Genomic DNA, 23,405 nt, shown 5'->3' with positions numbered 1-23,405 from the left:
GGGCAGTCCCCTCTCCCTTCAGGGAGAGGGTTAGGGAGAGGGAACACGACGTCCTCCACGCCTGGCCCCCAGCGAACCGAGCACCCCCGCCCCCATGCGCTACCTTTTCTGATGCAGCCCCCGCCATTCAGGTAGCCCGCAGCATGACCACAGCCGTCCAGTTCACTGACGTGAGCCGTCACTACGGCGAGGTACGCGCCGTCGATTCGGTATCCATCGAGATCCGCGACGGCGAGTTCTTCTCCATGCTCGGCCCTTCCGGCTCGGGCAAGACCACCTGCCTGCGCCTCATCGCCGGCTTCGAGCAGCCTACCTCCGGCTCCATCCGCATCCACGGCGCGGAAGCGGCAGGCCTGCCACCTTACGAGCGCGACGTAAACACGGTGTTCCAGGACTATGCGCTGTTCCCCCACATGAGCGTGCTGGACAACGTTGCCTACGGCCTGAAGGTAAAAGGCGTAGCCAAGGCCGAACGCTACCACCGCGCCGAAGAGGCCCTCGGCATGGTCGCCCTGGCCGGGTACGGCAAGCGCAAGCCGGCGCAGCTCTCCGGCGGCCAGCGCCAGCGTGTTGCCCTGGCCCGTGCCCTGGTCAATCGCCCGCGCGTACTGCTGCTGGACGAGCCTCTCGGCGCTCTGGACCTCAAGTTGCGCGAGCAGATGCAGGTGGAACTGAAGAAGCTGCAGCGCCAGCTCGGCATCACCTTCATCTTCGTCACCCATGACCAGAGCGAAGCGCTGTCCATGTCCGACCGCGTGGCGGTGTTCAACAAGGGCCGCATCGAACAGGTCGACACTCCCGGCAATCTCTACCGCCGCCCCGCCACGCGCTTCGTCGCCGAGTTCGTCGGTACCGCCAACGTGCTGCGCGGGGACCTCGCCCAGCGCCTGCTCGGCGAATCCCGCCCGCACTCGCTGCGCCCCGAGCACGTGCGCTTCGGCCATGCCGGCGAAGGGGAACTGGAAGTCAGCGGCACCCTGTTCGACGTGCAATACATGGGCGCGAGCAGCCGCTACGAGATCGAGTTGGAGAACGGCGTGCGGCTGGTCGCCGCCCTGCCCAACGGCGAACGCGAGGAGCAAAGGCCGAAACCCGGTGACGCGGTAACCGCCTGCTGGGCGCGCAGCGCGCTGGTGCCGCTGCTCGAGGAGCCGGCAACGTGAGGGCGATCTCCAGCTTTCTCTACCGGCGCAGCACGCTCTACCTGCTGATGCTGCTGATCCCGCCGTTGCTGTGGTTCGGCGTGATCTACATCGGCTCGCTGTTCGCCTTGCTCTGGCAGAGCTTCTACACCTTCGACGACTTCACCATGGCGGTGACGCCGGACCTGACCCTGGCCAACTACAGGGCCCTGTTCAACCCGGCCAACTACGACATCGTGCTGCGCACCTTCAGCATGGCGATTGCCGTGTCGGTGGCCAGCGCCCTCCTCGCCTTCCCCATCGCCTACTACATGGCGCGCTATGCCGGGCCCAAGGAAAAAGCCTTCTTCTACATCGCGGTGATGCTGCCGATGTGGGCCAGCTATATCGTCAAGGCCTATGCCTGGACGGTGATCCTGGCCAAGGGCGGCATCCTCTACTGGGTGATCGAACACCTGCACCTGCTCGGCCTGCTGGACCTGCTGCTGGGAGTACCCGGCGTGGGTGGCAACACCCTGTCGACCTCGCACATCGGGCGCTTCTGGGTATTCACCTACATCTGGCTGCCGTTCATGATCCTGCCGATCCAGGCCGCCCTGGAGCGCCTACCGCCGTCACTGCTGCAGGCTTCGGCCGACCTCGGTGCGCACCCGCGGCAGACCTTCTTCCAGGTCATCCTGCCGCTGGCCTTCCCTGGCGTCGTGGCCGGCTCGATCTTCACCTTCAGCCTGACCCTGGGCGACTTCATCATCCCCCAGCTGGTCGGCCCCAGCGGGCTGTTCATCGGCACCATGGTCTATGTGCAGCAGGGCGCGGTGGGCAACATGCCGCTGGCGGCGGCGTTCACCCTGGTGCCCATCGTGCTGATCGCTGTCTACCTGTCCATCGCCAAGCGACTGGGGGCCTTCGATGCGCTCTGACGCCCACTCCACCGATCGCCCCTCCTGGTTCCTGCGCCTGGCCGCCTGGGGCGGGCTGCTGTTCCTGCACTTTCCGATCCTGGTGATCCTGCTTTACGCCTTCAACACCGAGGAGTCGGCGTACAGCTTCCCGCTGCAGGGCTTCACCCTGAAGTGGTTCAGCATCGCCTTCGGGCGCGGTGACGTGCTCGACTCCATCTGGCTGTCGGTGAAGATCGCCTGCGTGGCCACGCTGATCGCCATGGTCCTCGGCACCCTGGCCGCCGGCGCGCTGTACCGTCGCGACTTCTTCGGCAAGGAAAGCATCTCGCTGATGCTGATCCTGCCCATCGCCCTGCCCGGCATCATCACCGGTATCGCCCTGCTCTCGGCGTTCAAGACGCTGGGGATCGAACCGGGCTTGCTGACCATCGTCATCGGCCACGCGACCTTCTGCGTGGTGATCGTCTACAACAACGTGATCGCACGCTTCCGCCGCACGTCGTTCAGCCTGATCGAAGCGAGCATGGACCTGGGCGCCGACGGCTGGCAGACCTTCCGCTACATCATCCTGCCGAACATTGCCACGGCGCTGCTGGCCGGCGGCATGCTGGCCTTCGCCCTGTCGTTCGACGAGATCATCGTCACCACCTTCACCGCCGGCCACGAGCGCACCCTGCCGCTGTGGCTGCTCAACCAGCTGACCCGCCCGCGCGACGTGCCCGTGACCAACGTGGTGGCGATGCTGGTGATGCTCGCCACCATGCTGCCGATCCTCGGCGCGTATTACCTCACGCGCGGCACCAGCGACGTCGCGGGGAGCGGCAAATGATCCCGTGCCAAGCGCCCCCTCCCTAGCCCTACCCCTGAAGGGAGAGGGGACTGGAACGGCGCAGGAGGAAACGACCGTTTTCGCCGGCACGGACAGCTCCCTCTCCCTTCAGGGAGAGGGTTGGAGAGAGGGAAACCCACTACGGAGGAGCCCCATGCAAACCAAACTGCTGATCAACGGCCAGTTCGTCGCCGGCGAAGGCGCGAAGCTGGACGTCCTCAACCCCGCCACGGGCGAAGTGATCGGCCAGGTCGCCGAAGCCAGCAAAGCCCAGGTGGACACGGCCGTGCGCGCCGCCGATGCCGCCTTCGACAGCTGGTCGCAGACCGCGCCGAAGGACCGCGCCATGCTCCTGTTGCGTCTGGCCGATCGCATCGAGGAGCATGCCGAGGAACTGGCCAAACTGGAATCGGACAACTGCGGCAAGCCCTACGCGGCCGCGCTGAACGATGAGATCCCGGCTATCGCCGATGTCTTCCGCTTCTTCGCCGGCGCCTGTCGTGTGCTGCCCGGTTCCGCCGCTGGCGAGTACCTGCCCGGTTTCACCTCGATGATTCGCCGCGACCCGGTGGGCGTGGTCGCCTCCATCGCGCCCTGGAATTACCCGCTGATGATGGCGGCATGGAAGCTTGGCCCGGCACTGGCCGCCGGCAACTGCGTGGTGCTCAAGCCCTCGGAACAGACTCCGCTGACCGCCCTGCGGGTGGCCGAATTCATCGCCGAGCTGTTCCCTGCCGGCGTGGTGAACATGGTGTTCGGCCGCGGCCCGAGCGTGGGCGCACCGCTGGTCAGCCATGACCTGGTGCGCATGGTCTCGCTGACCGGCTCGGTGGGCACCGGCAAGGCCATCATCAAGAGCGCCGCCGACAGCGTGAAGCGCCTGCACATGGAGCTGGGCGGCAAGGCCCCGGTGATCGTCTTCGACGATGCCGACCTGCAGGACGTGATCGCCGGCATCCGCACCTTCGGTTTCTACAACGCCGGGCAGGACTGCACCGCGGCCTGCCGCATCTACGCCGGCAAGAAGGTCTACGACAATTTCGTCGCCGACCTCGCCAGTGCGGTATCGAGCCTCAAGACCGGCCTGCAGAACGACCCGAATACCGAACTCGGCCCGCTGATCACTGCGGCCCAGCGCGACCGGGTCTCCGGCTTCATCGAACGGGCCAAGGCCAGCCCGCACATCCAGATCGCTACCGGCGGCAAGATGGTCAGCGGCAAGGGCTTCTTCTACGAACCGACTGTGGTGGCCAACGCCCAGCAGGACGACGAGATCGTCCGCCGCGAAGTGTTCGGCCCGGTGGTCTCGGTGACCCCGTTCAGCGATGCGGACGAGGCGGTGCGCTGGGCGAACGACTCCGATTACGGACTTGCCTCATCGGTGTGGACGAAGGATGTCGGCCGCGCCTCACGGGTGGCCGCGCGCCTGCAATACGGCTGCACCTGGGTGAACACCCACTTCATGTTGTGCAGCGAAATGCCCCACGGCGGCTTCAAGCAGTCCGGCTACGGCAAGGACCTGTCCATGTACGGCCTGGAGGACTACACCGTGGCGCGGCACATCATGTTCAAGCACTGAACCGGCTGAGCATATGAACCGTAGGATGGGAGGAGCGCAGCGATACCCATGCTGATGGGCTCGCAGCATTGATGGGTATCGCTACGCTCCACGCCATCCTACAAGGCGCGCCCTGCACCGCTGGCGGAGTGCAGGGCGCCGATCAGACTAATCCAGCCAGCTTCAGCCAGTGATGGTAGAAGCCTTCCGCCACGCGGTTCATGGCCGCCACCCGCTGCGACAGGTCGGCCAGCATCACGTCAGCACTTTCCTGACTCGGCTGGCTCGGATCGAGGTATTCCGGGAAGCCATTGACCCAGCCGCTGACCAGCTCTTCGGTCATTTCCGGATGCCCCTGCAGACCAAGGATGCGCTCGCCAAAGCTGAACGCCTGGTTCTCGCACCAGGGGCTGGAGAGCAGGCGCGTAGCGCCTTCGGGGATGTCGAAGGTATCGCCGTGCCACTGGTAGATCGGGAATTCCTCGGGCAGGTGCGCCAGCCACGGGCTCTGCCCTTCCTCGCGGCGCATCGGCTGCCAGCCCAGTTCGGTGTACGGCAGGCGGTGGATATCGGCGCCCAGCGCCTTGGCCAGCAACTGACCACCCAGGCAGTGGCCGATCATCGGCACGTCGCGTTCGATGAAGCGGCGAATCGCGGCGATCTCGGCGCGCAACCATGGCAGGTCGTCGTTCACACTCATGGGGCCACCCATGATGGCGACGGCTTTCGGTCGTTCCAGGTCGTAGCCTTGCAACTCGCCCAGATCGGCGCGAAGCACGTCGAACGGCAGTTGCAGACGATCGAGCACCGCCCCCAGGTGGCCGGGCGGACAGAAATCGACGTGGGTCAGGATCAGGATATCGGTCATGGTTACCTCCGCGCCGCAGTCTGCCGCATCGGTGGCGAGGAGGAAACCGGGCGTGTCCGCAAGGTCGTGCTTGCACTGCTGCCGCCCACGCACGAAGAAAGGCGCGCCGCCACTGCTGGCAACGGCGCGCATTTTCATCTTTGCGGATAGAGACGCGGGTAGAAGATCGGCCGTCCTGCGACGGCTCAACGACGTGTTGCGATCAACGCAGGGAGGTGACCTCCTGGGTCACACCCCATCCATCGAGTGTACCGCCCAGTGGCACCACGACTTCCTCAAGGTCGTGTTCGAAATCGCCGATGGCGGCATGGGTGGCGAACATCACCTTGCTGATCTGCAGGTTCCAGCCGCCGTCATCGCGCGCTTCGACCTGGGTTCTCAGCGACTCGCCGCGAAACTGCCGGGCAGCTTTGCGGGCGTTCTGTTCATCGGAAAAGATGGCGAAAAAATCGATGGGATGAATACGAGCGAAATCGAAACCACCTTCCTTCATCCGGCGCAACACGTTGACGCTGATATCCTCCGAGAGGGGCTTTTCCATGGTACGCACCTCCTTTCGAGACGTTCAGAGTGTATTCCCCGCCAACGAACACGCCCTGCGCGGGCGTATTCCGGGCACTTCAGTGTGCCGCCGGGAAACGTCAAATGACGCAACGTCCCCCGAAATGGTGGCCAACTCCGCCGAACGCGCCGAGCGGCGCAGCGGAACTCTCCCGGCCACATTGCTCAGCGTAGCGTCTGGCGGCGCGCCCTGCCGCTACTTTGACGCTAACGCCCATTCGGCGGCGACAGGCGGCAGCCGGATGGCGCCGTCCGGGAAGCTACCCACCCAGCGCCAGGCAGATGCCGGTCATCGCCACGCCCAGCGCGGCAAAACCGACGGCGCCCTGCCACGGCCGACCGCCGGCCCAGCGCGCCAGCAGCCAACCCAGCCCGAACATCAGCAGCAGGCCCGTGACCTGTGCCATGCGCAGCGCCAACAGGTCGTCATGAATGACCAGCAGCGGCAGGATGATCGGCAAGGTCGCGACGAAGGTATGGCCGGCCAGGATCAGCCACGCGAGCCAATGCTCGCGACCCAGGCTCGGGGCCTCCCCGGTGCCGAGCAATGATTTCAGGAAGTTGCTGCGCAGACGCTGGACGTCACTGCTCTGCAGGTGATCCACCATCAGGTCCGGGAGGAATTCCCGCAGGCCTTCGCGAAAGCTCCTCTCGTCCTCCGACCCACGCAAGGCGCGCAGGCCTGCGTGCCGATGCTCGCGGTCCACGCGCATGCCGACCAGGGTCATCAGGGCATCGACCATGCCCCACGCCAGGTTGCAGCCCAGCGCCGCCAGCACCAGTTGCTGCCGTCCCGCGCCATCCGCCGCGGTGGGAATGACGGAGATGATGGTCAGCGCCATGATCACCCCGAAGGCGACTTCGCTGAGCCGGTCGAACGGATCGGTCAGGTCGCCCCAGGCCTTGTTCCAGGCGGTTTTCCAGGAAAGTCGCGATCGCTCCACGAATCGGGCTCCTTGGCTGCATTGTCGCCCCGGCCGCAACCCGGCCAGGGCGGATTCTCAGTACGCAGTCTAAAGGGAGCGTCCGCTGGCGGCGTTGACCGCAGCCGTTCTCCGGGGCATTCGCGAAACGGACCGTGAACGCCTGCGCGTTGCGCTCAGCGGCTGAGCCAGGCCATCACCCAGCGGTTGATTGCCGGCGGCGACAACTGGCCGGACCAGTACATGGCGCGGAACATCGCTCCGATGGGCCGATGCACGCCGCCGCTCTGCGCCTGTCGCCACGCGGCCCGAGCAATATCCTCAGCTACCAGGGTGACGCCCAGGCGGCGCAGCACCGGCGGCTCGAAGGTCTGGCTGGCAACCATCGGCGTGCGCACGAACGGCGGCATCAGGTCGGCAACGCGGATGCCCAGCTCGCGCCATTCCAGCTCCAGCGCCTCGGTCAGCCCGCGCACCGCGAACTTCGAGGCCGAGTAACTGGCCATCTGCGGCACGCCATAGAGTCCGGATGCCGAGCCCATGTTCAACACCTGCGCGCCCGGCGTGCGCTTGAGGTACGGCAGCGCGGCGTAGAAGCAATTGAGCACGCCCTGCACGTTGATGGCGATGATGCGATTGTGCTCGGCCAGGCTGATGTCCTCGAAGCGGCCGAAACGCAGGATGCCTGCGCAATTGAACAGCAGGCGCAGATGGCCGTCGTGTGTGTCGGCGAACTCGCGCACCGCCGCCGTCACCGCCTCGGCGTCGGTGACGTCCAGCGCCCGCTGCCAGGCGCCGCCCAGCTCGGCAGACAGTGCCGCCAGCGGCTCAGGATTGAGGTCGATCAGGCCGACGCGCCAGCCGCGCTGATGGAACAGTTTCGCGGTGGCGGCGCCGATGCCCGAGGCGGCCCCGCTGATGAGGATGGTGTTCATCGCTGCACTCCTTGCATGGGGGCGACCTGTAGATGGCTGGCGACAAAATGGGCTACGTCCTGCAAGGCTCGGTCGGCCACGTCCAGCAACCCAGCGTGGGCCTGGAACACATGCCAGCAACCGGGGAAGCGCTGCAGCTCGACCGTCGCGCCGTAACGCCGCGCAGCGGCGACGAAGCGCAAGCTGTCATTGCGCAGCACTTCGTCCTCGCCGACCTGGATCAGCAACGGTGGCAGGCCGGTGAGGTCGGCATACAGCGGCGACAGTTGCGCATCGGCGCGCGGCACGCCCGGCGGGCAGAACATGCCCATGGCGCTGTCTATCCAGGCGCGGGTGATCAGCGGATCGCCCGCCGCCGGTGCGTGCAAATGCTCACCGGTGAGATCGGTGACCGGCGAGAAGGTCACTAAAGCCCCCGGAATCGGCAGGTTCTGGGCCTTGGCCTGCAACGCCAGCTGCAAGGTCAGGTGACCGCCGGCGGAATCCCCGGCCACCGCGATGGCTGCCGCGGGAATGCCCTTGTCGAGTAACGCGCGGTAGGCCGCCACGGCATCCTCACGCTGGGCGGGGAAGCGATGCTCGGGCGCCAGGCGGTAGTCGAGCACCCAGACCTCGGCCTTGCAGCGCCGCGCCAGGTTGGCGGTGATCGCCCGGTGCGTGGCGGGCGAGCCGATCAGGTAGGCGCCGCCGTGAAGGTAGAGGATCACCCGGCCCTCACCACCACGGTCGGGCCGCCAGACTTCGGCAGGTACGCCGCCCAGGTTCGTTTGCTCGCAATGCACACCCCGAGGCGTCAACGTCGCGGCCGTCAGCCCGCGCAATAGCGCGCGTTGCGCCTTCACCGGCAGTTGCGGCCCCATCAGGCCGCGAAACAGCAGGTTGAGGGTACCGCGCAGGGTGGCGGTCAGCAGTTTCTGGCGGGGCGACAGCGTTACCACGGGTTCAACGGATGCAGTCATAGTCGGCGAACTCCGGCTGACGGGTCTGTTGGCGGTAGCGGAAGGTGAAGCCCGGCCAGTTCACGGTATTGCGGCCGCTTTCGGTCTTGTACCAGCTGCTGCAACCGCGCTCCCAGATGGTGTGCTGCAGGTCGTGCTGCAACTGGCGGTTGAAGCCCTGCTGCGCCTGTGGCTTGAGGTCCAGGTACTTCAGGCCCTCGCGCTGAATCCGCTGCAGGCAGCCGAGCACGTAGGGGAACTGGCTCTCCAGCATGTAGATGATGGAGTTGTGTCCCAGGTTGGTGTTCGGCCCGTAGAGGATGAAGAAGTTGGGGAAACCGCTGACGCTGATGCCCTTGTAGGCCTCGGCACCGTCGCTCCAGGCCTGGTTCAGCTCACGGCCGCCCAGGCCGGTGATACGCATCGGCGCGAGGAACTCAGTGGCGGCGAATCCGGTGCCGTAGATAAGGGTGTCCACCGGATGCCGCACACCGTCGCGGGTGACGATGGCGTCTTCGGTGACCTCGCGGATGCCGGCATCCACCAGCTTCACGTTGCTGCGCGCCAGCGCCGGGTAATAGTCGTTGCTGATCAGGATGCGCTTGCAGCCCATGGGGTAGTCCGGCTGCAACCGCGCGCGCAGCTGCGGGTCGGTGATGCTCTTGCGCATGTGCAGGTGGAAGCTGATCCGCATGAACTTCATCATCGGCGGAAACACGGTAAAGGCCAGTGCCCGCGCCTCGTGCTGGACGTACTTCAGGCCGCGGTCCAGGCGCTGCAGCCAAGGCAGGCGCGCCTTGATGCGGCGTTCCCAGTCGGCGTAGGGACGGTCCGGCTTGGGGATCACATAGGCAGCACTGCGCTGGAACAGCAGCAGCTCGGCTACCTTCGGGGCGATCTGCGGGACGAACTGGATGGCACTGGCGCCGGTGCCGACGACCGCGACGCGCTTGCCCTCCAGCGGCGCACCGTGGTCCCACTGCGCGGAATGGAAGGCCTTGCCCTGGAAGCGCTCGATACCCGGCAGCTTCGGGATCAACGGGCGGCTCAACTGGCCGAGGGCACAGACCAGCGACTGGGCGCGCAGCTCCTCACCGTCGGCGCAGGTCACTCGCCACTCTCCAGCCGCTTCATCGAAGCTCGCCTCGCGCACTTCGCAGTTGAAGCGGATGCGTTCGCGCAGGCGGTACTTGTCCGCGCAGTGCCGGGCGTAATCGAGGATTTCCGCCTGGGGCGCGAACTTGCGCGACCAGTCGGCCTTGGGTTCGAAGGAAAAGGAATACAGGTGCGAAGGCACGTCGCAGGCGGCGCCCGGATAGACGTTCTCACGCCAGCAGCCACCAACGTCGGCGGCCTTTTCGAGGATCAGGAAGTCGCCGATCCCGGCCTTCTGCAGGCGGATCGCCAACCCCAGACCGGCAAAGCCGGCACCGATGATCAGCACGCGCGGAGCGGCTGATCGGCGGGAAGGTGTTGTCATTGTTGTGCTCCCGGTTTCGAAGTCCGCACGGCGGCGGATGACAACATCCTAGTGCGACTTCCTGCCACGGGTTATGGCATAGTCGGACATAAAATTGTGACTTTCGGTCACTCCGACTTCCGAGGTTCCGATGCCTGCCACCCCACCCTGGTCGCCCCGGCGCAGCGCCATCAGCGTGCAGCTCATGGCCCAGTTCGGCCTTGACCACGGCATGACCCTGGAACAGTGCCTGGACGGCACCGGGCTGGACATCGGCGTGCTGGCCAACCCCGGCGCCGAGGTGGAAGCCACCCAGGAACTGGAGCTGCTGCGCAATATCAACCGGCACATCGGTCAACGCCCCGGTATCGGCCTCAAGGCCGGCCTGCGCTATCACCTCAACACCTATGGCATCTGGGGCTTCGCCCTGCTCAGCAGCTCGACCTTCCTCAGCGCGGCGCACCTGGGCCTGCGCTACCTCGACCTGACCTATGCCTTCCACCGCATGACGCTGGAGGAACACGACGGCGAGGCGCATCTGCTGCTGGACGATGCGGCCGTGCCGGAAGACCTGCGCGACTTCCTCATCGACCGCGACGGCGGCGGCGTGCTGCGTATCCAACGCGACCTCACCAACCAGCCGCCACCGATCCGCCAGGCGCTGTTCCGCCGCGAGGCGCCAGCCGACCTGCAGCCTTACCTCGACGAACTGGGAGTGAAACCGCTGTTCGGTCAGGTGGAAAACCGCATCGTCTTCGACAGCCGTATTCTCGAACTACCGCTGCCCGGCGCCAATCCGGAAGTAGCGCGCCGCTGCGAGGAACAATGCCGCGCCCTGCTCGCCCGGCGCCAGGTGCGCACCGGGCTGTCCGGACAGATCCGCGATCGTCTGCTGGGCACGCCGGGGCGGCTGCCGGACATGGAACAACTGGCGGATGAACTGCACATGACGTCGCGCACGCTGCGCCGCCGGCTGGAAACCGAAGGCAGCAGCTATCGCGCGCTGCTCGACGAGGTGCGCCAGGCGCTGGCCGAGGAGTTGCTGGCCACGGGGGCGATTCGTCTGGAGGAGATTGCCGAGCGGCTCGGCTATGGCGAGGTGTCGAACTTCATTCACGCCTTCCGCCGCTGGAAAGGCGTGACACCGGGGCGTTTCCGCCGCAGCTGAGTGTTCTCGGGCGCTTAGAAGACCAGCTTGTAGCCGATCATCGCCAGCATCACAGCCAGGCACGGCCGCAGGATGCCGTCCGGAATGCGTCCGGCCAGGTGGCTGCCGACGTAGATGCCCGGCAGCGAGCCGATCAGCAGGTAGCCCAGCAGGCCCCAGTCCATGTTGCCCATGCTGGCGTGGCCGAGGCCGGCGACCAGGGTGAGCGGTACGGCGTGGGCGATCTCGGTACCGACCAGACGGCGGGTGGCGAGGAAGGGATAAAGGATGAACAGCGCCACGGTGCCCAGCGCGCCGGCGCCGATGGAGGTCAGCGCGACCATCGCGCCGAGGATGGCGCCGGTGATCACGGTCAGGGTGTTCAGCTTCGAGCCGCTGAAGTGGAAGCTATCGCCGGCATGGCGCTGGGCGAAGGCCAGCACCTGCTTCTTGAACAGTACCGCCAGCGCAGTGAGCAGCAGCACGACACCCAGGGCGTTCTTGATCACGGCGTTCATGGCCGCGGTATCGGTGTGCAGACTGTGCAGGAACAGCAGCGTCAGCGCCGCCGCCGGGACGCTGCCCAGGGCCAGCCAACCCGTGATGCGCCAGTCGATGTTGTCGTTCTTGCGGTGAACCAGGACGCCGCCGGACTTGGTGATGGCGGCATAGAGCAGGTCGGTACCCACTGCAGCGGCGGGGTTGATACCGAACCAGAGGAGAATCGGCGTCATCAGCGAACCGCCGCCGACACCGGTCATTCCCACGATAAAGCCAACGACAAGACCCGCGATTACGAAACCGATATTGCCAACATCCATCTACGCGTCCTGACTGGCGAAACTGATCACCTCGTGGTGTGGGCGGCAGGATAACGGCTTTTCTTATAATCCATTAGATCGATGTGGTCTTACTTTATAACTGCTTTTTACCGTTAGTTTGGTTGCTTATTTCTCGTCCGAGGTCTCTGGCACGGGCCTTGTAGGAGCTCACTGTGCGCATGATCGCGGGCATGAATCGCCCCTGCTGGGAGCTCCGCTGTGGGAACGAAAAAGGGGCCCGAAGGCCCCTTTTCCACTTAGCGCTCGATCACTTCGCGTCAGGCTTGCCGTCCACCACCCCAGCGGTGTTGTCCAGCAGGCTCTTGGTCGCGGTCTGGATGAAGGACTCCAGGCGTACGCGCAGGCTTTCCTGGTCGGTGGCGCCATCCACACGCTTCACGCCAAAGTCGCTGCCCAGCTTGTAGTCGTAGACGCGGATATCGCCTTCCTTCGGACGGATCAGGATGCGGTTGCCGGAGATCACGGCGACCACCTGCTCGCTACCCGAGGGCTTGATGACGCCGATACCCTTGTCGCCAGCCGGCAGGTTCAGCAGGTCGCGGCCCCAGCACTGGTGACGCACTTCGCCGCCCAGGCGGCCCATGATGGTCGGCACGATGTCGATCTGGGTGCCAACGGTATCGCGGGTCGCGCCGAACTTCTCCTGGATGCCCGGGGCTACCAGCAGCAGCGGTACGTTGAAGCGGAACAGGTCCATCTCGGTCAGTTGCTCGGGGCTGCCGAAACCATGGTCGCCGACGACCACGAACAGGGTGTCCTTGTAGTACGGCGACTTCTTCGCCTTCTCGAAGAACTGCCCCAGCGCCCAGTCGGAATAACGCATGGCCGTCAGGTGCTCGTCGAGGCTGCCGTTACCGGTTACGCGCTCCACCGGCAGATCCTTCGGCAGTGCGTAGGGCACGTGGTTGGACAGGGTCTGCAGCAGGGCATAGAACGGCTTGCCAGTGGCTTCGAGCTTGTCCAGCTCCTCGTTGCCGCGGGCGAACATGTCCTGGTCGGACACGCCCCAGGTCGGATCGGAGAACACCGGGTTGACGAAGTCGTTACGACCGATGAACGAGGTCATGCCCTGGTTGGCGAAGAAGCCGGACTGGTTGTCCCAGGCAAAGTCGCCGTTGTAGACGTAGACGTCCTCGAACTTGCGCGCCGACAGCAGCTGCGGCAGGCCGGAGAACTTGTGGCCGCCCTCGGGCGTCTGCATCAGGTACTCGAAGCCCGGCAGGTTGGGGAAGCACGCCATGGTGGCGAACATGCCCTGGTGCGTGTGGGTGCCGTTGGAGAAGTACTGGGTGAACAGCAGCCCTTCCTTGCTCAGCTTGTCGAAGTACGGCGTGATGTCGCCCTTGCCGCCCAGCGCACCGACGTAATGGCCGGCGAAGCTTTCCATGAGGATCACCACGACGTTCTTGATCGGCAGCGTGCCGTCGGCCGGCGGGGTGTAGTCACGGCGCACGGCGGCGTCATCGGCGTCGACCAGCTTGTCGTCCGGCATCACCAGCATCTGGCGCACCACGTCGCGTGCCTGATCCACCGGCAGGGTGGCTTTCCAGATGTTGTCGCGGTCTTCGGACAGGAAGCGGCTCTCGGCGGCCTTGATCAGGCTCAGGGTGCCGTTCAGGCCCAGTTGGTTGGCGAACATCGAATCCGTGGTGAAGGCATCGCCCCAGCGCAGCGGCGGGCCCTGGCGCAGGGTGCCGCGAGCGGCAACCACGCAGACCACGATCACTACCAGCATCACGGCCACACGGATGTACCAGGCGGCGGCGCGCGGACCGGAAGCATCCGGACGGGTCGCGCGGTCGATGCCACGGAACACCAGGTACAGCAGCCAGGTGGCAAAGGCCCAGGCCAACAGGTAGCGAACCACCGGGTAGCCATACCAGATCATGCTCATGACCGTCTTCGGGTCTTCGGACATGTACTGGAACACCAGGCTGTTCAGGCGCTGGTGGAACTCGCGGTAGAAGTCCATCTCCAGCACGCCGAGGAACAGCGTGATGCTCGCGGCGATGGTCAGCCAGGCCTTCCACAGCCAGCGCCAGCCCATGGCGCGCACGCTGGCGATGGCAAACACCAGCGGGGCGACGATGTAGACCACCGCGCGGATGTCGAAGCGCATACCGGTGATGAAGGCCTCGACGAAGGTGGACGCCGGGGTGCTGCCGATCAGCTCGCGGTTGTAGATCAGCAGCGCCACGCGCAGCAGGGAAAACATCACCATCAGCGCAACGACGCTGAGCGCGGTGAACGCCAGGTGGCTGGACACGGTCGGCCGCGTGAGGCTCGCACCGGTCTGGCGGTTGGTCAGGACTTCTGATTGGCCCATTTCTTGGTTCCGTTGTGAACGTTCAGGGTTCGAAGGAGCATCGCCATGGCCGGGCGGAAGGTCTGCCCGCGCGAGCGCGAAAGGCTGCGGCATTACACCGCAAAAGCAGCGGCGCCGCATTCTATTGTGCGCGCCTTAAGCAGGCATTAAGCCTGGCCGGGGATTCGTTTCCGAATGATGCAAGCGTGAACCGGCGCAGGTGGGACCGCCTGACGGCGGGGATAGTGCCGGACGGCCTGTGAAGAAAATGTCCCGACAGGCGGGAAATCCAGGGGCATTGCGCGCCTGCCCGCCGTGCGATCGGCACGGCGGGCAGCGGTACATCAGTCGTTGGCCGGCTTGCCGATAGCCTGCAGCACGTACTGCGGCAGGGCGAAAGCGCCCTGATGGATGGCCGGGTTGTAGTAGCGGGTCTGGATTCCGCTGGCGGCGAAGCGCTGGGCCAGGGTCGCGGCATCGACCTTGCGCAGCACCGGGTTGGTCGAGCCCCAGGCGAAGGTCATCGAGCCGCCGATGTAGGTCGGCACGGCCGCCTGGTAGAAGTGCCAGTCGGCAAACAGGCCGTTCATGCGACCCGCCGTGTTGCGCACAGTATCCAGCTGCATGAACGGCGTGCCGTTCTGGGTCACCAGCACGCCGCCCTCGTTCAGGCAGCGGTGGCAGGCCTGGTAGAAGTTTTCCGAGAACAACACTTCGCCCGGGCCGATCGGATCGGTGGAATCGGAGATGATCACGTCGAACTTCTCCGTGGTGGTGGCGACGAAGCGCATGCCGTCGTCGATCACCAGGTTCAGGCGCGCATCGTCGAAGGCACCCTGGGAATGGTTGGGCAGGAATTCCTTGCACATGTCGACCACGGTGCCGTCGATCTCGACCATGGTGATGTGCTCGACGCTGGCGTGCTTGGCCACCTCGCGCAGCATGCCGCCGTCGCCACCGCCGATGATCAGCACGCGCTTGGCCGCGCCATGGGCGAGGACCGGCACGTGGGTGAGCATCTCGTGGTAGATGAACTCGTCGGCCTCGGTGGTCTGGATCACGCCGTCCAGCGCCATCACGCGACCCATGCGGGCATTCTCGAAGATCACCAGGTGCTGGTGCTCGGTGCGCACCTCGTGGAGCATCCTGTCGACGCTGAAACGCTGGCCATAGCCGTCGTAGAGGGTTTCCTGGTAATCGTGCATGCAGTGGGCTCCCGTCGGGACAAGACATTAGGAGGGGACGGCCGGGCCGCCCCGAAAGAGGCGCGCATTCTACGTGCCGGAAGATGACAGGTCGAACCCTGCCGTCGGTACCCTCTATATAACGAGCCTGGCCGCTCCAGTTTGAAAGTCAGCCGCGGGAGGACAGCCCGGCACGCAACAGGTAAGGTCGCTGCATGAAAAGCACAGCCCCCGCCCCCCGCATCATCCGCCTGCCCTACCACTCCCCCTGGGACTGGCAGCAGTTCCACGACCACTTCGCCCTGCGCAGCCTGAGCGGTGTCGAATGCCTGTCGCCCCGGCGTTACGCCCGCAGCGTAAGGCTGGGTGCGGATAGCGGCTGGTTCAGCGTGGCGCCTCTGGAGGACTCCGCAGAGCTGGCGCTGGAGCTGCACGTACCGTCCCGTCACAGCGACACACTGACGACGCAGGTGCGCAAGATGTTCGACCTGGACAGCAATCCCACCCACATCGCCGCGCACCTGGGCGGTGACGCCGTCCTCGGCCCGCTCTTGCTACAGGCCCCCGGCCTGCGCCTGCCCACGGCGTTCGACCCGTTCGAACAGGCTGTGCGTGCCATCGTCGGCCAGCAGGTCACGGTGAAAGCTGCGGTGACCATCGTCGGGCGGCTGGTGCAGCGCCTGGGTGAAGCGCTGCCCGGCGACATCGCAGGCCAGCCGACCCGTCTGTTTCCCACCCCCGAGGCCCTGGCCGAAGCCGACCTCGCCGGCATCGGCATGCCCGGCAAGCGCGTGGAGACCCTGCAGCGCTTCTCCGCCGCCTGCGCCAGCGGCGCATTGGAGCTGCACGTCGACGACGGCGCCGAGGACCTGGTGAAGCGCCTCTGCGCCCTTCCCGGCATCGGCCCCTGGACCGCCGAATACATTGCCCTGCGCGCCTTCGGTGATCCAGACGCCTTCCCCGCCGCCGACCTGGGCCTGCTCAAGTCGCCGGTCTGGGGCGCCGAGGGCATTACCGCTCGCGAGCTGCAACGCCGCGCCGAAGCCTGGCGGCCCTGGCGCGCCTACGCCGCCGTCTACCTGTGGCACGCCTATTCCCAGGCTGGCCGTACCGGAGGATGACCATGCACTACCGCTACCACGACAGCCCCACCGGCCGCCTGCTGCTGGCCGGCGACGAAGGCGGCCTGCGGATGCTCTACATGGATCTGGAAGTCCGCCACTACCCACAACCAGATTGGCAGGAAGGCAGTCCGCTGCTGGACGACGTGGCGCGCCAGCTGGACGAATACTTCGCCGGCAAGCGCCAGCGCTTCGACGTGAAGCTGAATACCGGCGGCACCGAGTTCCAGCGCCAGGTCTGGCAGGCGCTGCTGGAAATTCCCTACGGCTACACCACCGTCTACGCGGAACTCGCGCGGCGCATCGGCCGGCCCAAGGCGATCCGTGCGGTGGGCGCGGCCAACGGCGCCAACCCGATCAGCATCATCGTCCCCTGCCACCGGGTGATCGGCAGCAACGGCAGCCTCACCGGCTATGCCGGTGGCCTGCCGCGCAAGGAGTTGCTGCTGCGCCTGGAAGGCGCGCTGGAATCGGCCTGACAGCCGAGCTAGAAATCGAAAGCGGTCTGCGCGGCCTGCGGGTCCTCGTAACCTTCCAGCGCCAGCATGCGCATCTTCGAGGTGCTGCCACCGGGCGCGGAGAAACCGCCGGTCTTGCCGCCGCTGGCGAGTACTCGGTGGCAAGGAATGATCAACGGGATCGGGTTGGAGCCCATCGCCTGCCCCACCGCGCGGGACAAGCCGACATCGCCCAGGCGCCGGGCGATCTCGCCGTAGGTCGTGGTTTCGCCGCGGCCCAATTGAAGGATGTCGTCGTAGACGCGACGGTGGAAATCACTCTGCCCCGACAAGTCCAGCGGCAGCGTCTCGAACGACACCGCCTCGCCCCGCGCATAGCCGAGGATCAACCGGCAGGCTTCGTCGATGAATGCCGGCCACTGGGCGGTTTCGCTACCCAGCTTGGCGAAGCGCTCGCGCACGCTGTGTACGGAGTCACCCGGCAGATAGGCACGCGTAATCCCCTGCGGGCTCCAGGCGAGCCCGAACCAGCCGAGGTCTGTTTCGATCAGGCAGTAATGCATCAGCGAAGTGTCTGCCCCTGGCATCGATACCGCAAGCTCAGACCCGCACGTTGCCGCGCGGCCCGGCGATGGCCCAGATGATCAACCCGAGCACCGGCAGGATAACGATCACCAGGATCCAGATGATCTTCATCGGTAGTTCGGCACCGCTTTTGACGACGTTGATGATTGCCCAGATGTCCAGGGCAAAGATGATCAGGCTGATCAGACCACTGAGGGTGGAACCCATGATGAAGTTCTCTTCGCGGCAAGTAAGGTTCTCTCAGAATAGCCAGCGTTGAAGCTTCGGACCTCGCCATGGACGAAAGTCGCCTGCCTCACTACCTGAACGCCCGCCTGCGCTGCCTCGCATGGCTGGCGCTGCTGGCGGCCGGCCTCGGCGAACTGGGTCGCTGGCACTGGCTTGCGGAACTGTGCAGCCACTTCATTCCCCACTGTGCAGCCATCCTGCTGCTGGCCGCCGTGTTCCACCGGCGCGACTGGCAAGACGCCCTGTTCCTGCTCGTCGGGATGGGGCTGGCAGCCTGGAGCCTGGCACCCGCTCCAGACGTTTCCAGCCCGAGCGCCGCCGGCCCGCTGCGCCTGTTGGGCTACAACCTGAGAGTAGACAATCCCGCTGCCGATGCAGACGCCCGCTGGCTGGCGACGGTCGATGCAAAAGTGATCTTCGTGACCGAAGCCAGCCACGAATGGGAGACACGATTACAAGGATTGCCGCCGGGTTGCGCCCGCTATGACGACTCACCCTTCGGCCTGGCGCTATTCAGCCGGGTACCGCTGAAGTCTTGCCGGGTCCTCGGTCTGGGCGGCGCCGCACAGGGCTACCCATACATCCGTGCCGAGCTGGCCGACGGCCGGCTGATCTACGGTGTGCATCCACCGCCGCCGCTGGGAGCGAACCTGGCGTTGGCCAGGGACGAATCGCTACGCCAGCTCGCCGCACGGATCAGGGCGGAGAAAGCACCGGTGCTGGTGCTTGGCGACTTCAACAGCAGCCCGTTCTCACCACGCCTGCGCCACTTCATCGAGGCCGCCGGACTGCGCCGCAGCAGCCCCAATGGCCGACCGACCTGGTTGCCTGGCTTGCTGTCGTTGGACCACGCGCTGATCAGCGCCAGAGCACCAGTGTCCGGTGTGGGAGCCTACGCCTGGCGCGGCTCGGATCACCGTCCCATCTGGATCGACTGGTAGCGTGTCAGAACCGGGCCGGGTCGATCACCGCGAAGCTGGCCACGGTGTCATGGCCTTCCAGCACACCGCCCTCGCGGGCCAGGCCGATGGTCTGCAGGCCTGCCTGCTGCGCGGCGTCCAGCTCCTGAACCACGTCAGAAAGGAAGAGGATTTCCTCGCCCGGCAGACCGATGGCGGCGGCGATGCGCTGGTAAGACCCGGCCTCGCGCTTGGGCCCGCTGGTGGTGTCGAAGTAACCCGAGAACAGGGGCGACAGATCGCCGGCCTCGGAGCAGCCGAAGATCAGTTTCTGTGCCTGGATCGAGCCGGAGGAATAGACGTACAGCTGGTAGCCCTCGGCGTGCCACTGGCGCAGCGCGTCGACGGCATCCGGGTAGACATGGCCCTTGAGCTGGCCGGCGCGGTAGCCCTGCTCCCAGACCATGCCCTGCAACGCTTTGAGCGGCGTGGCCTTGCGGTCCTCGGCGATCCAGCCGAGGAGAATTTCGATGCAGCGTTCGCTGTCAGCATTCGCCTCGCCGCTGTCGGCGCGCACGGCCGCCAGTTGCTCGGCCACGACCGGCTCGGCGGCGTGCTGGCGCACGTAGTCCGGCAGGTGCGCGGCGGCATAGGGGAAGAGCACGTCGAAAACGAAGCTGACCGCGCTGGTGGTGCCTTCGATGTCGGTGAGGATGGCTTTGATGGGCATGGAAACTCCAAAAACCCGCCCTGAGCCCAGGCGGGATGACGTGTAGGACCGAGGGGGACGCCCAGTCCTTGCTCGCGAACCGCATGGCACGGAGTGGGCCGGTAACACTGTTCGCGAGCAAGCTCGCTCCTACGAATCGCAGGAAACAGTCCACCCTCCCCGGCTACGGGGAGGTCAGTCTTCCAGCAACGGAAACCGCTTGGCGATCTCGTCGCCGGTGAACTTCGCGACCCAGCCCTCAGCGTTGTTGAACAGGCGGATGGCGACGAAGTGCGGGCGCTCGCCCATGTCGAACCAGTGGCGGGTGCCGGCGGGCACCGAGATCAGGTCGTTCTTCTCGCATTGCACGGCGTAGACGTGGTCCTCGATGTGCAGGGTGAACAGGCCCCGGCCGGCGACGAAGAAACGTACTTCGTCCTCGCCATGGCGGTGCTCGTCGAGGAACTTGGCGCGCAGCTCTTCCTTTTGCGGATGGTCAGCAGTGAGGCTGACCACGTCGACGGTGACGTAGCCTTCCTCTTCCTGCAAACGGCGAATCTCGTGCTGGTAGGCGGCGATCACTTCTTCCTGGCTGGCGCCGGGGACGATGGGGGCGTTGGCCGCCCAGCGCTGGAAACGCACGCCCAGCTCGCCGAGGGTGGAAGCGATGTCCTCGGCGTGGGTCAGCAGCTTCAGTGGCTGCTCGGGGTTGGATTCGTGGTAGACGGTCAGGCTGCTCATGGTCGTTGTCCTTCTGGGCTTTTTTCTCAAAAGCGGGCCGGATTCGCTCAGCGCGTGCCGCCGCGAAGGCTCAGTACTTTCAGTTCGCATTCGAAGAGGAACTCGAAGGCTTCGATCTGGCGCAGGGCATCGGCCATGCGTGGGCCCCAAGTGTACAGGCCGTGGCCGCGGATCAGGTAACCGGGGCAGTCCGGATGCGCCTCCAGCCAGGGCTGCACCTTGGCAGCCAGGCGGGCGATGTCCTGATCATTGTCGAAGATTGGCACGGTGACGCGGCCTTCATGGGTGGTGACGCCGCTAAAGGCTTTCTGCAGTTCGTAGTCTTGCAGCTCCAGGCGGTCGCCGGCGGTCAGGCGCGACAGCACGGTGGCGTTGACCGAATGGGTGTGCAGCACCGCACCGATCTCCGGGCGCCAGGCGTAGAGCTGGGTGTGCAGCAGGGTTTCCGCCGAAGGCTTCTTACCCGGCTCCAGGCTATTGCCGGCCAGGTCGGTTTCCAGCACATCGTCCTCGCCGAGCTGCCCCTTGTGCTTGCCCGAAACGGTGAGCAGCGCGCGGTCGGCCGCCAGGCGCGCCGAGTAGTTGCTGCTGGTGGCCGGCGACCAGCCACGGCCATAGAGGAAGCGACCGGCGTCGATGATCTGCCGGGTCAGCTGTTCACGGGTGTCGTTCATGCGGGTCCTCGTTCAGACGGGTCCAGATGATGAAGGCGGCGGCCAGCGCGGCGACGCTGGCAATGGCAAAGGTCCAGGCCGGGCCAAGGCTACCCCAGCTGTAGCCGGAGTAAAGCGCACCCAGCGCGCCGCCGGTCCCCGCCAGTGCGGCATAGAGCGCCTGGCCCTGGCCCTGCTGGCGCGCCTGGAAGCTGCGCTGGACGAAATGGATGGCGGCGGCGTGGAAGCTGCCGAAGGTCGCTGCGTGCAGCAACTGGGCGAACAGCAATACCGGCAGGTGCCCGGCCAGTGTGCCCAGCAAAAGCCAGCGCAAGGCCGCCAGCAGGAAGCTCGCCACCAGCACCTGGCGCAGCGAGAAGCGCTTGAGCAGGCGCGGCATGACCAGGAACAGCAGTACCTCGGCCACTACACCCAGCGCCCAGAACTGGCCGATCAGCCCGCGGGTGTAGCCGAGCGCTTCCAGGTGCAGGGTCAGAAAGGTGTAGTACGGGCCATGGGACAGCTGCATCAGGCACACGCACAGATAGAAGGCGAGCACGCCGGGCTTGAGCAGTTGCTGGAGGAAGCCCCCGGCGTTGGCCTCGTCTTGCCGCGCCGGCGGCTGGGCGTTCGGCACCCACCAGCTGGCGCCGACGATGCCGAGCATGATCGCCAGCAGCGCCAGCGGGTAGGCGTCCAGGCTGGCGAACTCGAACAGCCAGCCCAGGCCGACCACGGTGCAGATGAAGCCGATGGAGCCCCACAGGCGTACCCGGCTATAGGATTCCGTGCGGCCCTTGAGGTGCGCGAGCGTGATGACTTCAAACTGCGGCAGCACCGCGTGCCAGAAGAACGCGTGCCCGGCCATGATCAGCGCCAGCCAGGCGTAGCTGTGGCCGAGGAAGATGCCGGCGAAGCACAACGCCGTGCACACCGCGCCAAAGCGCACGATGGCCAGCCGTTGGCCGCTGCGGTCGCCCAGCCAGCCCCACAGGTTCGGCGCCACGCAGCGCATCAGCATGGGGATGGCGACCAGCTCGCCGATCCGCGCGCTGGAAAAGCCCAGGTGATGGAAATACAGCGCGAGGAACGGCGCCGTTCCGCCCAACAGGCAGAAGTAGAAGAAGTAGAAACTGGACAGCCGCCAGTAGGGAACCTGCGTCATCGGCGGCGCGACGAGCCCTTCGCGAACCGTGTGGCTCGCGGAGGGCCCAGGTCGATCAGAGCTGGCCGAGGACCGGGGTGCCGACCTTCACGTCGGCATTCTGCGCACGGTGGCGCAGCAGGTGGTCGAGCAGCACGATGGCCATCATCGCCTCGGCGATGGGGGTCGCGCGGATGCCCACGCAGGGGTCATGGCGGCCCTTGGTGATCACGTCCACCGGGTCGCCGTTCACGTCGATGGAACGACCGGGGGTGGTGATGCTGGAGGTCGGCTTGAGCGCCAGGTGGGCAATGATCGGCTGGCCGGAGGAGATGCCGCCGAGGATGCCGCCAGCGTTGTTCGAGAGGAAGCCCTCGGGAGTCAGCTCATCGCGGTGCTCGGTGCCGCGCTGGGCAACGCTGGCGAAGCCGGCGCCGATTTCCACGCCCTTCACCGCGTTGATGCTCATCAGCGCGTGGGCCAGTTCGGCGTCCAGGCGGTCGAAGATCGGCTCGCCCAGGCCCGGCGGCACGCCTTCGGCGACCACGGTGATCTTCGCGCCCACCGAATCCTGGTCACGGCGCAGCTGGTCCATGTAGGCCTCCAGCTCCGGCACCTTGTCCGGGTCGGGGCTGAAGAAGGCGTTGTCTTCGACGCTGTCCCAGGTCTTGAAGGGGATTTCGATCGGGCCGAGCTGGCTCATATAGCCGCGCACGGTGATGCCCATGCCCGCCAGCACCTTCTTGGCGATGGCGCCGGCGGCCACGCGCATGGCGGTCTCGCGCGCCGAGGAACGGCCGCCGCCACGGTAGTCGCGGATGCCGTACTTGTGGTGGTAGGTGTAGTCGGCGTGGGCCGGGCGGAACAGGTCTTTGATCGCCGAGTAGTCCTTGGACTTCTGGTCGGTGTTGCGGATCAGCAGGCCGATGGGAGTACCGGTGGTCTTGCCCTCGAACACACCGGAGAGGATTTCCACCTCGTCGGCTTCCTGGCGCTGGGTGGTGTGGCGGCTGGTACCGGGCTTGCGGCGGTCCAGGTCGCGCTGCAGGTCTTCCAGGGAAATCTCCAGGCCGGGCGGGCAGCCGTCGACGATGGCGACCAGCGCCGGGCCGTGGCTTTCGCCAGCGGTGGTGACGGTGAACAGCTTGCCGTAGGTGTTGCCGGACATGCGAGGCTCCGCGAAAAGGCTGGGATTCGAAAAGGCCGAGCAGTATACCTGCGTCAATCCGCCCTGCGAACCTTCGCCGCCCGCGAGGATCAAAGCGCCATCAGCC

General features: G+C 65.9%; 24 protein-coding genes. 8 read left to right on the top strand and 16 right to left on the bottom strand.

Translation table 11 applies throughout. The features are described from left to right. Nucleotides 1-143 precede the first annotated feature (143 nt). The 4 genes from ACKI1H_RS15085 (at nt 144) to ACKI1H_RS15070 (ending at nt 4,452) form a co-directional block, all read left to right on the top strand. Nucleotides 144-1,163, top strand: a complete 1,020-nt coding sequence (locus ACKI1H_RS15085; protein ID WP_440468746.1) for an ABC transporter ATP-binding protein — start codon at nt 144-146, stop codon at nt 1,161-1,163. Nucleotides 1,164-1,210: 47 nt separating this feature from the next. Continuing rightward, a complete protein-coding gene (locus tag ACKI1H_RS15080) occupies nt 1,211-2,062 on the top strand; it encodes an ABC transporter permease (RefSeq protein WP_440468866.1) in 852 nt (283 codons plus the stop codon). Continuing rightward, nucleotides 2,052-2,873: an ABC transporter permease gene (locus ACKI1H_RS15075; RefSeq protein ID WP_138525155.1), complete on the top strand. Its 822-nt coding sequence runs from the start codon at nt 2,052-2,054 to the stop codon at nt 2,871-2,873. The genes ACKI1H_RS15080 and ACKI1H_RS15075 overlap by 11 nt, the downstream gene beginning before the upstream one ends. Before the next feature lie 154 nt (nt 2,874-3,027). Then, nucleotides 3,028-4,452: a gamma-aminobutyraldehyde dehydrogenase gene (locus ACKI1H_RS15070; RefSeq protein ID WP_440468745.1), complete on the top strand. Its 1,425-nt coding sequence runs from the start codon at nt 3,028-3,030 to the stop codon at nt 4,450-4,452. A 142-nt stretch (nt 4,453-4,594) separates the two neighbouring features. Here ACKI1H_RS15070 and ACKI1H_RS15065 read toward each other — a convergent pair whose 3' ends face one another. The 6 genes from ACKI1H_RS15065 to ACKI1H_RS15040 all read right to left on the bottom strand — a co-directional run bounded on the left by ACKI1H_RS15065 (nt 4,595) and on the right by ACKI1H_RS15040 (nt 10,136). Further along, the gene (locus tag ACKI1H_RS15065) at nt 4,595-5,299 is read right to left on the bottom strand and encodes a type 1 glutamine amidotransferase (protein ID WP_440468744.1); all 705 of its coding nucleotides are present in this window, start codon (nt 5,297-5,299) and stop codon (nt 4,595-4,597) included. A 202-nt stretch (nt 5,300-5,501) separates the two neighbouring features. After that, the gene (locus ACKI1H_RS15060; protein WP_045208619.1) at nt 5,502-5,840 is read right to left on the bottom strand and encodes a ribonuclease E inhibitor RraB; all 339 of its coding nucleotides are present in this window, start codon (nt 5,838-5,840) and stop codon (nt 5,502-5,504) included. Nucleotides 5,841-6,120: 280 nt separating this feature from the next. Continuing rightward, a complete protein-coding gene (locus ACKI1H_RS15055; protein WP_138525158.1) occupies nt 6,121-6,804 on the bottom strand; it encodes a hypothetical protein in 684 nt (227 codons plus the stop codon). Nucleotides 6,805-6,959: 155 nt separating this feature from the next. Then, nucleotides 6,960-7,718, bottom strand: coding sequence for an SDR family oxidoreductase (locus ACKI1H_RS15050; RefSeq protein WP_440468743.1), 759 nt, complete (start codon nt 7,716-7,718; stop codon nt 6,960-6,962). Continuing rightward, complete coding sequence (locus ACKI1H_RS15045; protein ID WP_440468742.1) at nt 7,715-8,677, bottom strand: alpha/beta hydrolase; 963 nt, start codon at nt 8,675-8,677, stop codon at nt 7,715-7,717. The genes ACKI1H_RS15050 and ACKI1H_RS15045 overlap by 4 nt, the downstream gene beginning before the upstream one ends. Continuing rightward, complete coding sequence (locus ACKI1H_RS15040) at nt 8,661-10,136, bottom strand: flavin-containing monooxygenase (RefSeq protein ID WP_440468741.1); 1,476 nt, start codon at nt 10,134-10,136, stop codon at nt 8,661-8,663. The genes ACKI1H_RS15045 and ACKI1H_RS15040 overlap by 17 nt, the downstream gene beginning before the upstream one ends. A gap of 130 nt (nt 10,137-10,266) precedes the next feature. Between ACKI1H_RS15040 and ACKI1H_RS15035 the strand changes: the two genes are divergently transcribed. Continuing rightward, complete coding sequence (locus ACKI1H_RS15035) at nt 10,267-11,283, top strand: AraC family transcriptional regulator (RefSeq protein WP_138525162.1); 1,017 nt, start codon at nt 10,267-10,269, stop codon at nt 11,281-11,283. 14 nt (nt 11,284-11,297) lie between these two features. Here ACKI1H_RS15035 and ACKI1H_RS15030 read toward each other — a convergent pair whose 3' ends face one another. The 3 genes from ACKI1H_RS15030 to speE all read right to left on the bottom strand — a co-directional run bounded on the left by ACKI1H_RS15030 (nt 11,298) and on the right by speE (nt 15,614). Then, nucleotides 11,298-12,083: a sulfite exporter TauE/SafE family protein gene (locus tag ACKI1H_RS15030; protein ID WP_081520618.1), complete on the bottom strand. Its 786-nt coding sequence runs from the start codon at nt 12,081-12,083 to the stop codon at nt 11,298-11,300. 268 nt (nt 12,084-12,351) lie between these two features. Further along, nucleotides 12,352-14,430 carry an LTA synthase family protein gene (locus ACKI1H_RS15025; RefSeq protein ID WP_138525163.1) on the bottom strand — a complete coding sequence of 693 codons (2,079 nt, stop codon included), beginning with the start codon at nt 14,428-14,430 and terminating at the stop codon, nt 12,352-12,354. Nucleotides 14,431-14,753: 323 nt separating this feature from the next. Continuing rightward, on the bottom strand, nt 14,754-15,614 hold the full coding sequence (speE, locus tag ACKI1H_RS15020) for a polyamine aminopropyltransferase (protein WP_440468740.1): 861 nt from the start codon (nt 15,612-15,614) through the stop codon (nt 14,754-14,756). Between the two features lie 194 nt (nt 15,615-15,808). Here speE and ACKI1H_RS15015 point away from each other — a divergent pair, with 194 nt between their 5' ends. Both ACKI1H_RS15015 and ACKI1H_RS15010 read left to right on the top strand, forming a co-directional pair. Then, the gene (locus ACKI1H_RS15015) at nt 15,809-16,714 is read left to right on the top strand and encodes a DNA-3-methyladenine glycosylase family protein (protein ID WP_440468739.1); all 906 of its coding nucleotides are present in this window, start codon (nt 15,809-15,811) and stop codon (nt 16,712-16,714) included. Between the two features lie 2 nt (nt 16,715-16,716). Continuing rightward, a complete protein-coding gene (locus ACKI1H_RS15010) occupies nt 16,717-17,193 on the top strand; it encodes a methylated-DNA--[protein]-cysteine S-methyltransferase (protein WP_138525166.1) in 477 nt (158 codons plus the stop codon). A gap of 8 nt (nt 17,194-17,201) precedes the next feature. Here the strand turns inward: ACKI1H_RS15010 and ACKI1H_RS15005 are convergent, their stop codons facing one another. Next, entirely contained in the window at nt 17,202-17,735 is a 534-nt protein-coding gene (locus ACKI1H_RS15005) for a methylated-DNA--[protein]-cysteine S-methyltransferase (RefSeq protein WP_138525167.1), read from the bottom strand. 37 nt (nt 17,736-17,772) lie between these two features. After that, nucleotides 17,773-17,964, bottom strand: coding sequence for a PLDc N-terminal domain-containing protein (locus ACKI1H_RS15000; RefSeq protein WP_138525168.1), 192 nt, complete (start codon nt 17,962-17,964; stop codon nt 17,773-17,775). 68 nt (nt 17,965-18,032) lie between these two features. On the opposite strand from ACKI1H_RS15000, the gene ACKI1H_RS14995 reads away from it, so the two are divergent. Next, nucleotides 18,033-18,926 carry an endonuclease/exonuclease/phosphatase family protein gene (locus ACKI1H_RS14995; RefSeq protein WP_440468738.1) on the top strand — a complete coding sequence of 298 codons (894 nt, stop codon included), beginning with the start codon at nt 18,033-18,035 and terminating at the stop codon, nt 18,924-18,926. 4 nt (nt 18,927-18,930) lie between these two features. Here ACKI1H_RS14995 and mtnC read toward each other — a convergent pair whose 3' ends face one another. The 5 genes from mtnC to aroC all read right to left on the bottom strand — a co-directional run bounded on the left by mtnC (nt 18,931) and on the right by aroC (nt 23,299). Continuing rightward, the gene (mtnC, locus tag ACKI1H_RS14990; RefSeq protein ID WP_280055890.1) at nt 18,931-19,614 is read right to left on the bottom strand and encodes an acireductone synthase; all 684 of its coding nucleotides are present in this window, start codon (nt 19,612-19,614) and stop codon (nt 18,931-18,933) included. Nucleotides 19,615-19,788: 174 nt separating this feature from the next. After that, the gene (locus tag ACKI1H_RS14985) at nt 19,789-20,334 is read right to left on the bottom strand and encodes a 1,2-dihydroxy-3-keto-5-methylthiopentene dioxygenase (RefSeq protein WP_440468737.1); all 546 of its coding nucleotides are present in this window, start codon (nt 20,332-20,334) and stop codon (nt 19,789-19,791) included. A 47-nt stretch (nt 20,335-20,381) separates the two neighbouring features. Then, on the bottom strand, nt 20,382-21,008 hold the full coding sequence (locus ACKI1H_RS14980) for a methylthioribulose 1-phosphate dehydratase (RefSeq protein ID WP_440468736.1): 627 nt from the start codon (nt 21,006-21,008) through the stop codon (nt 20,382-20,384). Further along, nucleotides 20,992-22,152: an MFS transporter gene (locus tag ACKI1H_RS14975; protein WP_440468735.1), complete on the bottom strand. Its 1,161-nt coding sequence runs from the start codon at nt 22,150-22,152 to the stop codon at nt 20,992-20,994. The genes ACKI1H_RS14980 and ACKI1H_RS14975 overlap by 17 nt, the downstream gene beginning before the upstream one ends. A gap of 55 nt (nt 22,153-22,207) precedes the next feature. Then, complete coding sequence (aroC, locus tag ACKI1H_RS14970; RefSeq protein WP_138525174.1) at nt 22,208-23,299, bottom strand: chorismate synthase; 1,092 nt, start codon at nt 23,297-23,299, stop codon at nt 22,208-22,210. Nucleotides 23,300-23,405 lie beyond the last annotated feature (106 nt).

This window comes from Pseudomonas sp. YH-1, assembly GCF_051990045.1.
GTDB lineage: Bacteria > Pseudomonadota > Gammaproteobacteria > Pseudomonadales > Pseudomonadaceae > Pseudomonas > Pseudomonas nicosulfuronedens.
This window is presented reverse-complemented; position numbering and strand designations above follow the sequence as displayed.

Bases quoted from the DNA above. Each gene is read 5' to 3' on its own strand.
- ACKI1H_RS15080 (WP_440468866.1), top strand. From the start codon at position 1,211: ATGCTGCTGATCCCGCCGTTGCTGTGGTTCGGCGTGATCTACATCGGC.
- ACKI1H_RS15085 (WP_440468746.1), top strand. From the start codon at position 144: ATGACCACAGCCGTCCAGTTCACTGACGTGAGCCGTCACTACGGCGAG.
- ACKI1H_RS15005 (WP_138525167.1), bottom strand. From the start codon at position 17,735: ATGCATTACTGCCTGATCGAAACAGACCTCGGCTGGTTCGGGCTCGCC.
- ACKI1H_RS15010 (WP_138525166.1), top strand. From the start codon at position 16,717: ATGCACTACCGCTACCACGACAGCCCCACCGGCCGCCTGCTGCTGGCC.
- ACKI1H_RS15030 (WP_081520618.1), bottom strand. From the start codon at position 12,083: ATGGATGTTGGCAATATCGGTTTCGTAATCGCGGGTCTTGTCGTTGGC.
- ACKI1H_RS15040 (WP_440468741.1), bottom strand. From the start codon at position 10,136: ATGACAACACCTTCCCGCCGATCAGCCGCTCCGCGCGTGCTGATCATC.
- ACKI1H_RS15075 (WP_138525155.1), top strand. From the start codon at position 2,052: ATGCGCTCTGACGCCCACTCCACCGATCGCCCCTCCTGGTTCCTGCGC.
- ACKI1H_RS15000 (WP_138525168.1), bottom strand. From the start codon at position 17,964: ATGGGTTCCACCCTCAGTGGTCTGATCAGCCTGATCATCTTTGCCCTG.
- ACKI1H_RS15065 (WP_440468744.1), bottom strand. From the start codon at position 5,299: ATGACCGATATCCTGATCCTGACCCACGTCGATTTCTGTCCGCCCGGC.
- ACKI1H_RS15035 (WP_138525162.1), top strand. From the start codon at position 10,267: ATGCCTGCCACCCCACCCTGGTCGCCCCGGCGCAGCGCCATCAGCGTG.
- ACKI1H_RS15025 (WP_138525163.1), bottom strand. From the start codon at position 14,430: ATGGGCCAATCAGAAGTCCTGACCAACCGCCAGACCGGTGCGAGCCTC.
- ACKI1H_RS14985 (WP_440468737.1), bottom strand. From the start codon at position 20,334: ATGAGCAGCCTGACCGTCTACCACGAATCCAACCCCGAGCAGCCACTG.
- aroC (WP_138525174.1), bottom strand. From the start codon at position 23,299: ATGTCCGGCAACACCTACGGCAAGCTGTTCACCGTCACCACCGCTGGC.
- ACKI1H_RS14980 (WP_440468736.1), bottom strand. From the start codon at position 21,008: ATGAACGACACCCGTGAACAGCTGACCCGGCAGATCATCGACGCCGGT.
- ACKI1H_RS15045 (WP_440468742.1), bottom strand. From the start codon at position 8,677: ATGACTGCATCCGTTGAACCCGTGGTAACGCTGTCGCCCCGCCAGAAA.
- ACKI1H_RS15060 (WP_045208619.1), bottom strand. From the start codon at position 5,840: ATGGAAAAGCCCCTCTCGGAGGATATCAGCGTCAACGTGTTGCGCCGG.
- ACKI1H_RS15015 (WP_440468739.1), top strand. From the start codon at position 15,809: ATGAAAAGCACAGCCCCCGCCCCCCGCATCATCCGCCTGCCCTACCAC.
- ACKI1H_RS14975 (WP_440468735.1), bottom strand. From the start codon at position 22,152: ATGACGCAGGTTCCCTACTGGCGGCTGTCCAGTTTCTACTTCTTCTAC.
- ACKI1H_RS15070 (WP_440468745.1), top strand. From the start codon at position 3,028: ATGCAAACCAAACTGCTGATCAACGGCCAGTTCGTCGCCGGCGAAGGC.
- ACKI1H_RS14995 (WP_440468738.1), top strand. From the start codon at position 18,033: ATGGACGAAAGTCGCCTGCCTCACTACCTGAACGCCCGCCTGCGCTGC.
- mtnC (WP_280055890.1), bottom strand. From the start codon at position 19,614: ATGCCCATCAAAGCCATCCTCACCGACATCGAAGGCACCACCAGCGCG.
- ACKI1H_RS15050 (WP_440468743.1), bottom strand. From the start codon at position 7,718: ATGAACACCATCCTCATCAGCGGGGCCGCCTCGGGCATCGGCGCCGCC.
- speE (WP_440468740.1), bottom strand. From the start codon at position 15,614: ATGCACGATTACCAGGAAACCCTCTACGACGGCTATGGCCAGCGTTTC.